We start from the raw sequence: 13,742 nt of genomic DNA on the forward strand, positions 1-13,742 counted from the left end.
TAATGGTTTGGTTAATTGGTGCCGGTAATATGGCAATCGAATATGCCAGAGTATTACTCGCACAGGAGGTGCCATTTACCTGTATTACCCGCAGCACAACATCGGCCGAGAGCTTTGCTAACGCCACCGGCGAAGCGGCAATAAGCGGCGGCTTGCAGACGTATCTTAACACCGGGCCAGCGCTGCCTACCCATGCAATCGTAGCTACGGATGTAACCTCGCTGGCTGCAAATACCGAGCTGTTGGTAAATGTTGGCGTGCCCCGCATCCTGGTTGAAAAACCGGCTGCGCTGACGATAAGTGAAGCCCTGCGGCTAGCTGAACTGGAAAACCAGGCGGCGATTTTTATTGCGTATAACCGACGCTTTTATGAATCGGTACTGGAAGCTGAGCGGCGCATTGCCGAGGATGGCGGGCTGACATCTCTTAATTACGAGCTCACAGAATGGGCGAGTGTGGTCACTCGGGTGCAAAAATCTACCGCGGTTCTTAATAAAATGTTTGTGGCCAATACTTCTCACGTGGTGGATTTGGCTTTTTTTATTGGCGGTAAGCCTGCTCAGCTAAGCTGTTTTACCGCTGGCTCGGCGGACTGGCATCAGGCCAGTACCAACTTTGCCGGGGCTGGCGTTACCGCGCAGGGGGCGCTATTTGCCTACACCGGCAACTGGGATGCGCCGGGGCGCTGGAGCCTTGAATTTTTAACCAAACATCACCGCTATATTTTCCGGCCAATGGAAAAGCTGCAAATTCAGCAGACCGGCTCAGTCGCTATTGCGTCCTGCGACATGACGTATTGGTATGATGAGAAGTTTAAGCCGGGTGTGTATCTGCAGGTGAAAGCCTTTATTGATAATGACAGCACACGCTTGTGCCGTGCCAGTGAACAGGCTGAAAACATGGAATATTACTATCAGATGGCAGGATATACCCGTGATTAAGTCCGCTTCGACGCCACTACTAGTGTGCGGTCAGATGCGCTCCGGCACTACCTTGTTGGCTAATTTTCTTAACGCTCAGGCAGATATTTCGGTGCACCGAGATCGCGCCACGGTACTGTTTCGTAATCAGCATGGCATTATCCATCCGTTAGATTATGAGAAAACCATAAGTCAAGACACTGTTAATTTAATTCAGCAGGAACTGGAGACCAACCTGGCAACCATCCTGAATGCCAAAAATCTTAGCGATGCACAACGGACTAACCTGGCCGAAAAGTACCGCATATGTTTGCAAAAGGCTGAACAGGTCAATTATAAAGTACTGGTGGAGCAGTGCTGTGCGCAAATGGCTAACCCGGGTGATGTGTATGCGGGGGCCAAGGTCACTGCCTGTGAGCACAATATCGGCCCTTTTATTTCGCAGGTTAAAGGCAAAGCTATCGCTATTGTGCGAAATCCCATTCACTGTGTGGCGTCGATAAGCAGCGTAAACTTTAAAGGTGGCGCGTTTAAAAATAAAATCGAAGCCTATGTTCAGTCCTGGAATCGGGGCGCAGACCGTTTGTTTGAGTATGCTTGTGATGACTTATTGGTTATTCGCTTTGAAGATTTTATCAATGAAAAGCAATCAACCTGTGTTCGAATCAGTAATTTCTTAGGAATCGAAATTCAAGCCGGTATCCAACATCTGAGTGACTATGGATGTGAATGGCACGGTAATTCCAGCTTTAATAAAAAGCTCGACGCAGTGGATAAAAGTCTGATGATTAGAAAAAGTGCCATCGACGAGCAAAGCACAGAACTGGTCGCTGCAACATGTGCGGAAAACATGCGCCGACTCGGATACCTGAGATAAACCTGAGCAGGTAATCACTCGAACAATGTGCAGATCAGGATTCGATGTGTTTGATTAAAGAAAATGCTTCTGCTTTGTGGGTATTTATAAAGCTTCCTCTAACAGTGGCCAATGCGCTGACAACTTCAATACTACGGGGAAAGGGAGCCTGCTGAACTTCTGATTCATACAGGCTGAGTATGGCTAGTTTTTTATCATGATACTCAGAGGTGTCGATAAAGTAATTTGGAGTAAAGCTCAAGCGTTCAGCAGGAAAAGCGTTCTCAGTTTCACTCAGGGTTTCCATCATCAGTATCCGTTTAATGAAAGGATAACGAAAACTTTTAAATGTTGAGCTTAGTGCTTCGAAAGTGACTCTGTGATCGGTATGAGCGTCTGCATAAAACGGTACATACATTATTTCTGGTTTTACTTCATTTATTACATTAGAAACTTGCTGAACCAATTGTGACCTAGATATCTGATCGACCTGTGTGGTTGGTATCCCAAGCTCAATGGTTTGGCAAAAGCCATAGGCGGCACTTACCGCTGCTATTTGCTGTTCTCTGGCTCGAATAAATGAATCAGTAAACCCAAGTGAAGTACTTGCCTTGGTAACAATCAGCCAGTACACCTCATCGCCATTAGCAATATGTTTTAATAGCGAGCCTCCTGCACCCAGTGTTTCATCATCAGGGTGTACCGCAACTACAAGTACTTTACGCATATTAATAATATTCCAATTTTACTGTGAGTGAAGAACTGCAATGATCTGTTGATAAGCGCGATGACTGCTATGACCATCACCGTACAAGTTTTCAATTTCAGCAATTGATTGACGAAACTCATCGGCGCAGGCGGCATTAATTGCAGTGATGATAGCCTTCTTTGAACAGTCACATTCTATTACATTCGCGCCGCGTTCACGGCCAAGTTGACGTTTACCAATGTCTACCACAGGTAACCTCACAGTGGCTGCTTCCAGAATGCCAGATGAAGAGTTACCTATAATCACACTGGCGTTTTTATACAGAGAAATAAACTCATTCCGTGACAGATTCTCGTATACATAAAAACCAGGCTCATGTGCTAGTTGAGCAATCGCTGAGATAATTTCTTCGTTGCCCGGATCGACATTAGGATAGCTGATAAATATTTTGAGTCTGCTTTGTTTCAATGCCGACACAAGGTTAGAAATTTGTTCGGTAATAGAATAATCTTCCTCGGCAAAGGGATGAAAAATAACCAAAGCATAGTCATTGTCAATCATGTCTGAGCCAAATTTTTGAGCCAGTTGACCTCTGCTGTACGTTCCTGAAGTAGTAAATCTATCCAATGCGGGATTGCCAATAACCACAATTCTCCCTGCGGGGATTCCCATAGCGATGAGTCTGTCGCGATGGCTGTTTAGCGTGACCATGTGATAGTCGGATAACATCGATGTGGCACGCCTGACTTTATTATCAACAAAGCCATGCTCGCTTTGATCTCCGCCAAAAAAGTGCATGACTTCAATACCAAGGTATGCCCCGATAGTTGATCCGATTAAGACATCCTCCCGATCACCGCAGACGATGATCAAATCAGGGGCAAAAGATGCCACCACATCGATAGCGTTTTGCAGTAAAAGACTACCTGATTTAATCCGGCTTTGTGGTGAATCTGAGTTAAGCAGTGATTCAATGCGGAGTAGAATATCGAGGCCATCCTTTTCAATTTCCGTTACTGTATAGCCAAATACCCTGGACAGGTGAGCACCTGAGACAAGTAGTCGGAAGTCGATAGCGGTATCTTTGTTAAGCAGTTTATATACCCCGGATAACAAATCATAGTCCGACCGAATGGCAGTAAATGCGAGAACTTTTTTGGCCACTTAATACACATCCGAATCGGCAAAGCGATAATGCCAGTCCCGAATATTATCGGTTTTGACAGGGCAGTTTTTAAATGGAATTACGCCTAAATATGTGGCAAATGTGCGTTCAGTAAAGCCAACCCTCTCCAATGCGAGGTGTTCATCGGTATGCAAATTAGACCATATATTAATACTGCTAAATCCCATTTCGAATACTTTTGTGGCAATCGAACCCCAAACAGTAAGGAGGTCGATGTCAGACCCGCGAAAGTAGATCTCCATCACGTCCAGCGCTCCCTGATATTCCTTATAAACAACATTTGCCACAACCTGATCATTTGTTGAAACCTGCAGCATGCTGTACTGATTCGGACAGTCAATAAAGCGCCATTTAAAGTAGTTATCGTCTCGGTTAAAACAATACCGGGCGTTAGCTATCCAGGGCGTGGTATTGTAGATGTCGGCATTGAGTACTGCTCCTTTGACTTCATAGTCTGTCACCTGCTTCTTTAATTGGCTCTTATCCAGGCTGAAATTACTTAGGGCTGCAAGATCCTGCCAGTTCATATGCTTGCGAAATCCATAATGGGAATTATGGTTGGCAAATCCATATACGCCTATAAAGCCATCGTTGCTGAGTTCTTTAAAAATGCCATCCGACAGCAATTTAAACAGGCCTTGTCCCTGATAATCAGGGTGGGTCATTGTCATGTTGGAATGGGCAATCATGTGAGAACGCTTTCCATCGTTTAGACGTACTGGTGAGACAGCGTAATAACCCGCCAGGATGTCTCCGTCCATACAATAGGCAATATAAACTTTATCTGACACGGGATTAGATAAAAATCGCCAGCGCCAGTATTCAGCGCTTAACTGTTGCTTAAAGCTTGCTTCAAAAGTGTCTTTAATACACGAAACTTCAAGTGGTTGATTAAAATAATACTGTATTTTCATGGCGCATCCTGGTGAGTAAGAATTCCCGCTCTGTTTAGTATATTTTAATTACGTCGTTCTGCTTTATCATAGTGAGGCAGGAATTGGTGAATCTGTCCGAATCAGTATAGCGTACCCTAAATGTAAGTGTTACTTTAAATAAATCATTTATATACAGGTACTGGTGTGCATTTAGCCATTTTATTACGCTTAGTCCCTGACGCTACATGAGCTGTTATAAAACAGCTGATGAAAAGTGTAATAACTATTACATCATATTTGTGGTTCAGCGACCGAAAATGAGTATTTGAGCAATTGTTACAGGTTTTAAATAACAAAAAATTTACAACGTTAATCGTTGCAGGAAAAAGACCTGGTCTTTTGCTTTATTGCCAGTGTTTTTTTTACAGATACCTTTAAGTTTTTGTTTGGGATGTAAGCCTGCTATATCGCTCCACGCCCGGTGATTCTTAACCAGAATCACCGGGCGTTTTAGTTTTAAAAGAGTGATTTCCTGCAGCGCTTGCGATAACGCTCTGAGTTTATCCTTGTTACACTTGCACTTTACGATTTTGCAAATGCTGCCGATAACGAAGTGTTCGCCGAATAAAACGGCAGCTTAACGCCCTTTTAATGGGGAAACCTGCCTCAAGCGGAGTAAATGATGGCAACTGATACACTGTCTGATATCACCCAGGCTCGAATTGGAGTAGTTGGCTTAGGTTATGTGGGACTTCCCTTGTCACTGCGATATGCCGAATTAGGCAGTCAGGTAATTGGTTTTGATATTGCCGACGGTGTGGTGGCTGAACTTAATCGCGGGACCACTCGGATTGAGCATATCGCTGATGCAAGGGTTGCACAGATGGTGGCCAGCGGTTTTTATGCCACCATGGATTTTTCGCTGATCAGTCAGTGCGATGCGGTTATTTTGTGTGTGCCCACACCGCTGAATAAGTATCGTGAACCGGATTTGAGTTATGTGCTTAATACCATGCACAGTATTGTGCCTTATTTACGCCAGGGACAGGTGCTATCCCTTGAGAGCACCACTTATCCTGGCACAACCGATGAAGAGCTAAAACCTATTATCGAAGCGCGTGGTTTAGTCGTAGGTACTGATATATATCTGGTGTATTCGCCCGAGCGGGAGGACCCCGGCAATGCGCAGTATTCCACACAAACTATTCCCAAGGTGGTAGGCGGTTGCACCCCTGCGTGTTTACAACAGGGCATCGCATTGTATGAAAAAGCGGTGGATCAGGTGGTACCGGTGTCATCCACCCAGACCGCAGAGATGACCAAGTTGCTGGAAAATATTCACCGCGCCGTTAATATCGGTCTAGTCAACGAAATGAAAATCGTGGCCGATAAAATGGGCATTGATATTCATGAGGTCATCGATGCTGCGGCAACAAAACCTTTTGGCTTTACCGCGTATTACCCCGGACCGGGTATTGGGGGGCACTGTATACCTATTGATCCGTTTTATTTAACCTGGAAAGCGCGGGAATACGGCGTGCATACACGGTTTATTGAACTGGCGGGTGAGGTCAACTCAGCGATGCCATTGTGGGTGGTCGATAAAGTGGCGGATGCCCTGAATCAGCATAAAAAAGCCATTAATGGCAGTCGTATCCTGCTATTGGGGATGGCTTATAAAAAGAATGTGGATGATATGCGCGAATCGCCGTCGCTAGCGCTGCTGGATATGCTGTTGCATAAAGGCGCCAGGGTAGAATACAACGATCCTCACGTACCGCACCTGCCAAAAGTGAGAAAGTACAATTTTGCGTTGAGTAGTGTTGAGTTAACTGCCGACACCCTAGCCGGTTACGATGCGGTGGTACTGGCCACCGCTCACGATGCTTTTGACTATGATTTAATTGCACGGCACAGTAAGCTGATTATTGATACGCGCGGGCAGTATAAAGCGCCGTTACCCACTGTTATTAAAGCTTAAAAGAATGACTTCAGCATGAGCATGCCTATTATTAAAAATTTTGCCATAATCGGCGCTTCCGGCTACATCGCCCCGCGCCACATGAAAGCGATTAAAGAAACGAGTAATCATTTGGCGGTGTGTTACGACAAAAACGATTCGGTGGGCATAATCGACAGTATCTCTCCACAGAGTGAGTTTTTTACTGAATTTGAGCGGTTTTACGATTATGCCTACAAACTGAAGCGGGAGCCTGAAACGCAGCTCGATTATGTATCAGTTTGCTCGCCTAACTACTTACACCATGCCCATATCGCTGCTGGATTGCGTCTGGGGTGTGATGTCATTTGTGAAAAGCCTTTGGTCCCGAGCATTGAGCTGCTTGATGATCTAAGTCTGATCGAGCAGGAGACCGGCCGCAAGGTGTTTAACATTTTACAGTTACGCCACCACAGCGCCATTCTGGCTCTTAAAGACAAGGTACAGCGCCAAGTGCGTGACGGAAAATACGATGTAGAGTTAACCTATATTACCTCCCGTGGGAAATGGTACTTGGAAAGCTGGAAAGGCGATCCAAGAAAGTCTTTCGGTATAGCGACCAATATTGGCGTGCACTTTTTTGACATGTTGCATTTTATGTTCGGTGAACTGGTGTGTAATGAACTCTATTATGCTGATGATAAAAAAGCCTGCGGTTATCTGGAATATGATAAAGCCCGGGTGCCGTGGTTTTTGTCTATTGACGCGGATGATCTGCCCGATTCAGTCAAAGGCCAGCAAAGCACCTATCGTTCGATAACGGTCGATGGCGAAGAGATTGAATTTTCCCAGGGGTTTACCGACCTGCACACGGTTAGCTATCAGGAAATACTGGCCGGGCGGGGCTATGGTATCGAAGATGCCAGGCATTGCGTAACGACAGTGAGCGAGATTCAACGGGGCAACGTAGTCGAAGCGGCCCCATCACGCGCCCATCCTTGTTTGCAACAATTGATGGCGTCGCTATGACCGACAGTTATACCCATCCATCTGCCATTGTTGATGAAGGCGCGCAAATAGGTGAAGGTTCCAGGATCTGGCATTTTGTTCATGTTTGCGCGGGGGCGGTTATAGGCAGGCAATGCTCATTGGGGCAAAACGTGTTTGTTGGTAACGCGGTGGTCATTGGCGATAACTGTAAAATTCAGAACAACGTGTCGGTTTACGATAATGTCACCCTGGAGGATGACGTGTTCTGCGGGCCAAGCATGGTCTTCACCAATGTATACAATCCACGCAGCGCCATTACCCGTAAAGATGAATATCGTGACACGTTAGTGAAAAGCGGTGCGACACTGGGAGCTAATTGCACCATCGTATGCGGAGTAACTATAGGGCGCTTTGCGTTTATCGGTGCTGGTGCAGTTGTCCAGCGTGACGTGCCTGACTACGCATTAATGGTTGGTGTACCCGCCAGACAAATAGGCTGGATGAGTGAGTTTGGCGAGCGTCTCGACTTGCCCTTGTCCGGTGATGCTCAGGCGGTCTGCTCTCATCAGCAGATTACGTATCGTTTATCGGGTGGCCAGGTCAGCAAGGTAAACCTTTGATGCAGTTTATCGATCTTAAAGCCCAGTACGAGTTTGCAAAAACGCGCATTGATCAACGAATCGCCGGCGTGCTTGACCATGGCCAGTACATCATGGGTCCGGAAGTCAGCGAACTTGAATTACAATTAGCGGATTATGTTGGAGTAAAGCACGCAATTACCTGTGCCAATGGCACCGACGCCCTACAACTGGCCTTGATGGCTATGGGCATTGGGCCGGGCGATGCCGTGATAGTGCCCACCTTTACTTTTTTTGCTTCAGCAGAAGCGGTGGCTTTTGTTGGAGCGACGCCGGTGTTTGCCGATGTTGACCCGCGTACCTTTAATCTGGATAGCGAGAAGTTAGCGACTACCATCCGCCAGGTGCATGCCAGCTCAGCATTAAAATTGAAAGCGATTGTGGCAGTTGACTTGTTTGGCCAGCCGGCAGCCTACGAACATATTCAGGCCATAGCGAAAGAGCACAATCTACGGATCATTGAAGATGCGGCCCAGGGATTTGGCGGCGAGCGAAATGGTAAACGAGCCGGTAGTTTTGGTGACATTGCCACGACCAGCTTTTTCCCGGCCAAACCCCTTGGTTGTTATGGCGATGGTGGTGCCGTGTTTACCAATAATGATGATTATGCGGCGCTGGTAAAATCGCTGCGTGTACACGGTAAAGGGGCAGACAAATACGATAACGTCAGAGTCGGCATGAATAGCCGTCTGGATACCTTGCAGGCGGCTGTCCTGCTCGAAAAATTAGCGCTGTTTCCAGCAGAGCTTGAGCGACGCCAGCACGTTGCCCGATTATACGCTGCCGGGCTGGCAAATAGCCCATTGGTGATGACCCCTGTCTGCCATAAGGGCGTGACAAGCAGTTGGGCGCAATACACCCTGCAGGCCCAATCAGTCAATCGCAGCAGGCTGCAGCACCTTTTGCAGCATCAACAAATTCCTACCGCTATCTACTATGCCACCTGTATGCACCAGCAGTCGGCTTTTACCAACGCAGCGCTACCATTGAGTGATTTATCGGTAGCGGAGTCGTTAGCGGCGTGTTGTTTTAGTATTCCTATGCATCCGTACCTCACTGATGAGGAGGTAGAACGGGTGATTGTCGCGCTACAAAATACGCTGTCAGAACTTTTCGATTAACGCATTTAGGTGAGAAGCTACATTGCGGATTTCCCGCAGTTTCTCATCGTTAATTTGATTCATAACAGTTTTCAGTTCGGTAGTGGAAATGTCCTGGGTGCGAGGCAGGTAGAGTACTTTTACGATGTCCTGTAAGCCATCAAATTTACCGGCCCAGTCATCACCCATGGCGAAAATGGTGGCCTGCTCTCTGATTAAGTCCTCTCGTTTTTGTTCCCAGCTATTTTCTTCAAACACATCATCCACGTATTGGCATGCCAAAAGGACTTCCCGGCGATCGGCGAAAGGTATGATGGTCTTTTTACCCTTCATCAGATTAAATTCGTCGGTAGATAATCCGACCACCAGTTTGTCTCCCAGCGATTTCAGGCGCTTAAGTAATCTGACATGGCCAACATGGAAAAGATCAAAAGTGCCATAGGTAACAACAGTTTTCATGTTAGCTGGATTCCTTAAAATTACTGAGCCGGTTAGCTTGTTTCAAGAGTATACATAGGTATCTTTGTTCATACATTATCGGCGTTATCAGGTGATGCTTTAGGTTGGCTAATGTTTGTACAAATGCTAAACTTACACGAGAGGTGAAAGGTATGATTAACTTTAATGCAGATAAGCCATTGTCGTTGCTTGAACAAGTCCAGCAGCGCCAGGATAAATTGTCTGAAAAGTTGGCGTCAGGCAAGCAAATCAATAGTGCTGCAGATGGCGCTGCCGCGCAGCAAATTATCGACCGCTTGACGTCTGAAGTTGAAGGCGGTCGTCAGGCTGTGAACAATGCCTATGATGGTATTTCGCTTGCCCAGGTTGCAGAAAGCGGGTTGGAAGGCATAAATAACGACGTTAACCGTATTCGTGAGTTAACGCTGCAATCAGGCAGCGGTATTCTCAATGACGCCGATCGTCAGGCTATCCAGTCAGAGATATCACAACTACAGCAGAATATCTCCCAGACCATTGAACAAACCGAGTTCGCTGGTAAGCCCCTGTTGTCGGATAGTGGCTCAATTGATTTTCAGGTAGGCAGTCAGGCGGGTCAGCAAATAAGTGTAGGCACCCGTGATATCGGCAGCGAGTTGTCGGGCGTTCTCTCTGTAGACATAACTTCGCAATCACTGGAAGATTCACTGGCCGCAGCAGACGCCGCTATTGAAACAGTGGATGGTGCCCGCGGTGAGTTAGGCGCAGTACAAAACCAGTTTGCGTCTACTGCACGTAACCTTACCGAAACCAATGTGAATCAGGCGGCAGCTCGAAGTCGTATTCAGGATACGGATTATGCACAGGCCAGCTCTCAGCAGGCAGCCAATGATGTGCAAAACCAGGCGGCACTGACTGTTCAGGCGCAGGCTAACCAGCAACAGGGTCAGGTATTGAGTTTGTTGAATAACTAAATCGCACAAATTTACAACAAAGGCAGGTTTACCTGCCTTTTTTATTGCCAATATTCTGCTTTTTTCATTGCGATTCACATTCTTACAGCTACAATTGCGACAGCGCTCTTTACCAAATTGCATACTGAGCTATGCAAATCGGTAATATCAACCCTTGGTGTCGGCCGCCAGGCTGCATTGCTGCCAATCATTTAATATTGACCAGCCCGGAAGGTTGGAATGTTGATGTTGGTAAAAATTGTGTCCGATTTTTGACAGTCGCGCACACAAAATCGTGGTTTGGTATAAACTAGTAAATATAACAATAGCGTTTGGGGACTGAATGAAGGATATATTGCTTGTTAGTGATAACAATGCATTAAAACAGAATCTGCACACGATCCTGACATTTTTAGGGGAGCCGTGTGTTTCACTTTCGGTGTCTGAAGCGCGAACGTTGCTGGAAAATAAATTACCCATTGCGGTGATCCTCGATGTTGAGACAGGCAATGACGCCCTTTCGCTGATCAAAAATTATCCTCAGCATCCGTTTGTTGCGCTAAATATGGCAGATCAGCCCAGTTTAAATGTAGGCAATCTGGTTGGTCATATTACCTTACCAATTACGTACCCTTCGCTCACTCAGGCAATACATCGCTGCCAGGAATACATTCGTAGCCACCCGGTACGCAACGGGGCTGTACCTACCAAAACACGGTTATTCCGTAGTCTGGTGGGGAAAAGCGAGCAAATTCAGGGTGTCCGCCGCTTGGTGGAGCAAGTTGCCCCCACCGAAGCTACAGTGCTTATTCTGGGAGAGTCGGGTACTGGTAAAGAAGTGGTCGCTCGTAATGTACATTTCCTGTCAGAACGTAAAGATGGGCCGTTTATACCGGTAAACTGTGGTGCTATTCCTGGTGAGTTGCTGGAAAGTGAGCTTTTTGGTCACGAAAAAGGTGCGTTTACCGGCGCTATTGGTGCCCGTAAAGGGCGTTTTGAATTGGCCGAAGGCGGCACCCTGTTTCTCGATGAAATCGGTGATATGCCGCTGCAGATGCAGGTTAAATTACTGCGCGTTCTGCAGGAAAGAATGTTTGAAAGAGTGGGTGGTAACCGGCCTTTGCAATGTGATGTACGAATAATCGCAGCAACGCATCGCGATCTGGAAAAGATGATTGCCGAGGATAAGTTCCGCGAAGATTTATATTACCGTCTTAACGTTTTCCCTATCGATAGTCCTGCTCTGCGGGAACGTCGCGAAGACATTCCATTATTACTGCAGGAACTGATCAGCCGCATTCAGGGCGATGGCGTTGATCCGGTGAAATTTACCGAGCGAGCGATTAGCTCATTGATGGAACACCCCTGGTCGGGTAATGTTCGCGAACTGTCTAATTTGGTTGAACGCCTAATGATACTGTATCCGGGCCAGATTGTGGATGTACAGGATCTGCCGCAGAAATATCAGTATGGTGACATGGAGCGATTCGAACCGGATTATCCGGAAGAAGTGCTGGAGCGGGAAGCGTTCAACGAACTCTTTGCCGAGTCGGCAGGGTATGATGACGATACACCAGAGCCTGAACCCGCTATCAATGGCTATTTGCCGGACGAAGGGGTAAACCTTAAAGAGTATCTCTCAGAGCTGGAAATTAATCTTATCCAGCAGGCCCTCGATCAGCAGGAATGGGTAGTAGCCCGGGCTGCGGATAAGCTGGGTATGCGCCGAACCACTTTGGTTGAGAAGATGCGCAAGTATAATATTCAGCGTGACTAATACGGCTGGCCTCAGAAAGAGTTAACCCTTCGGTTAGCCCTTTTATTGTTGATAATCGCCGTGAACCTACATTTGTCATTATATTGACAGCAAAAATGTCGTTAAAATTCACTTATCTTATTGAAATTTAAAATCTAAATTTCTGGCACGACTAATGCAAAACCCTTGGCAGTCCAACAAGTGTCTGCAAATTGACGAGGAATGTATGGCATTAAATAGTCGTGTTGCCAATACCGTAGAAGAAGTATCGATAAAGTCGCCAAAAAGTCATCAGGCACCGGCCGATTTATCGCTGGTACGCGAATCTGCTCAATCACCGCAGCAGGAACTCGACTCCTTACGACAACAAGCCTCCCGTCTTAATCACCTGTTACAGGTTATGCCTGCCGGGGTTATCGTGCTGGATGGTAAAGGGTATGTGAGGCAAGCCAACGAACAGGCGTCTTTGTTGCTTGGCGAACCGTTGGAAGGCGAGTTGTGGCGATCTATTATTGCCCGCTCTTTTAAACCTCGGGCCGACGATGGTCACGAAGTGTCATTGTTTGATGGTCGTCGGGTTAAGCTGTCTATTACCCCGCTGGTCAATGAGCCGGGTCAGCTGATTGTGCTTACCGACCTCACCGAAACCCGCCAGTTGCAGGCGCGTTTGAGTCACTTACAGCGGTTATCCTCGCTGGGTAAAATGGTTGCTTCACTGGCTCACCAGATCCGTACGCCGTTGTCGGCGGCGATGCTGTATGCGGCGAATCTGACCCGCAAAAACCTCCAGCCCGAATCAGGGGTGCAGTTTGCGCATAAACTGCAGGACAGGCTCAAAGAACTGGAAAGCCAGGTCAATGATATGTTGCTGTTTGCCAAAAGTGGTGAGCAACAGGTCGTCAATGATATCTCTGTTCAAGAGTTGTACGAGTCAATTGCGCCTACTGCGCAAACCATTACCCAGGGCCAGGACCAGATTGTTGTCTTCAAGGGCCAGCATATTAATGCATCGATCACCGGCAATCTCACCGCATTGCAGGGGGCTTTACTTAACCTTATTCAGAATGCCAGTCAGATTAGTCCGAAGGGCAGCGATGTTACCGTACAATTCAGTGTGCTTAATCGCTGGCTGTGTATCACCATCAGCGACCAGGGGCCGGGCATTTCTGACGCGTTGAAAGACAAAATGTTCGAACCTTTTTATACCACCAAAACGCACGGCACCGGCCTTGGTCTGGCAGTAGTGCAATCGGTCGTCAAAGCACATCAGGGCCGTATTAAAGTGGAAAACCTGGCCGATGAAGGCGCCTCTTTTTCAATTATGTTACCCCGCGCATTTGCCAGTGAAATGGTGATTGCCGACACTCAACCAGAGGAATAAC

The 13,742-nt window shown here is 47.0% G+C and carries 13 protein-coding genes; 9 read left to right on the forward strand and 4 right to left on the reverse strand.

Annotated elements, in window-relative coordinates:
• Positions 1-2 precede the first annotated feature (2 nt).
• Positions 3-941, forward strand: a complete 939-nt coding sequence (locus AC2T0J_RS15030) for a Gfo/Idh/MocA family oxidoreductase (RefSeq protein ID WP_489806600.1) — start codon at positions 3-5, stop codon at positions 939-941.
• Entirely contained in the window at positions 934-1,797 is an 864-nt protein-coding gene (locus AC2T0J_RS15035; RefSeq protein WP_489806601.1) for a sulfotransferase, read from the forward strand. The genes AC2T0J_RS15030 and AC2T0J_RS15035 overlap by 8 nt, the downstream gene beginning before the upstream one ends.
• A 34-nt stretch (positions 1,798-1,831) precedes the next feature.
• Here AC2T0J_RS15035 and AC2T0J_RS15040 read toward each other — a convergent pair whose 3' ends face one another.
• The 3 genes from AC2T0J_RS15040 to AC2T0J_RS15050 are packed head-to-tail and all read right to left on the reverse strand — an operon-like array spanning position 1,832 to position 4,585.
• A complete protein-coding gene (locus AC2T0J_RS15040) occupies positions 1,832-2,503 on the reverse strand; it encodes a PIG-L deacetylase family protein (RefSeq protein ID WP_489806602.1) in 672 nt (223 codons plus the stop codon).
• A gap of 18 nt (positions 2,504-2,521) precedes the next feature.
• Positions 2,522-3,649, reverse strand: a complete 1,128-nt coding sequence (gene neuC, locus AC2T0J_RS15045) for a UDP-N-acetylglucosamine 2-epimerase (protein WP_489806603.1) — start codon at positions 3,647-3,649, stop codon at positions 2,522-2,524.
• The gene (locus AC2T0J_RS15050) at positions 3,650-4,585 is read right to left on the reverse strand and encodes a GNAT family N-acetyltransferase (protein ID WP_489806604.1); all 936 of its coding nucleotides are present in this window, start codon (positions 4,583-4,585) and stop codon (positions 3,650-3,652) included. It abuts the gene before it with no gap.
• 640 nt (positions 4,586-5,225) lie between these two features.
• Between AC2T0J_RS15050 and AC2T0J_RS15055 the strand changes: the two genes are divergently transcribed.
• The 4 genes from AC2T0J_RS15055 to AC2T0J_RS15070 are packed head-to-tail and all read left to right on the forward strand — an operon-like array spanning position 5,226 to position 9,234.
• Complete coding sequence (locus AC2T0J_RS15055; RefSeq protein WP_489806605.1) at positions 5,226-6,527, forward strand: nucleotide sugar dehydrogenase; 1,302 nt, start codon at positions 5,226-5,228, stop codon at positions 6,525-6,527.
• 15 nt (positions 6,528-6,542) lie between these two features.
• Complete coding sequence (locus AC2T0J_RS15060) at positions 6,543-7,514, forward strand: Gfo/Idh/MocA family oxidoreductase (RefSeq protein ID WP_489806606.1); 972 nt, start codon at positions 6,543-6,545, stop codon at positions 7,512-7,514.
• A complete protein-coding gene (locus AC2T0J_RS15065; RefSeq protein WP_489806607.1) occupies positions 7,511-8,095 on the forward strand; it encodes an acyltransferase in 585 nt (194 codons plus the stop codon). The genes AC2T0J_RS15060 and AC2T0J_RS15065 overlap by 4 nt, the downstream gene beginning before the upstream one ends.
• Positions 8,095-9,234, forward strand: a complete 1,140-nt coding sequence (locus tag AC2T0J_RS15070; RefSeq protein WP_489806608.1) for a DegT/DnrJ/EryC1/StrS family aminotransferase — start codon at positions 8,095-8,097, stop codon at positions 9,232-9,234. Before AC2T0J_RS15065 ends, AC2T0J_RS15070 begins: the two co-directional genes overlap by 1 nt.
• On the opposite strand, the gene AC2T0J_RS15075 is transcribed toward AC2T0J_RS15070, so the two are convergent.
• Positions 9,217-9,672, reverse strand: coding sequence for an FAD synthase family protein (locus tag AC2T0J_RS15075; RefSeq protein ID WP_489806609.1), 456 nt, complete (start codon positions 9,670-9,672; stop codon positions 9,217-9,219). The genes AC2T0J_RS15070 and AC2T0J_RS15075 overlap by 18 nt on opposite strands.
• A gap of 152 nt (positions 9,673-9,824) precedes the next feature.
• Between AC2T0J_RS15075 and AC2T0J_RS15080 the strand changes: the two genes are divergently transcribed.
• The 3 genes from AC2T0J_RS15080 to AC2T0J_RS15090 all read left to right on the forward strand — a co-directional run bounded on the left by AC2T0J_RS15080 (position 9,825) and on the right by AC2T0J_RS15090 (position 13,741).
• On the forward strand, positions 9,825-10,625 hold the full coding sequence (locus AC2T0J_RS15080) for a flagellin (protein ID WP_489806610.1): 801 nt from the start codon (positions 9,825-9,827) through the stop codon (positions 10,623-10,625).
• A gap of 322 nt (positions 10,626-10,947) precedes the next feature.
• Positions 10,948-12,381 (forward strand): sigma-54 dependent transcriptional regulator, encoded by a 1,434-nt coding sequence (locus AC2T0J_RS15085; RefSeq protein ID WP_489806611.1) that lies wholly within the window; start codon positions 10,948-10,950, stop codon positions 12,379-12,381.
• A 154-nt stretch (positions 12,382-12,535) separates the two neighbouring features.
• Entirely contained in the window at positions 12,536-13,741 is a 1,206-nt protein-coding gene (locus AC2T0J_RS15090) for a sensor histidine kinase (protein ID WP_489806612.1), read from the forward strand.
• The last annotated feature ends 1 nt before the right edge of the window (position 13,742 follow it).

This window comes from Alteromonas sp. ISO5, assembly GCF_058105165.1.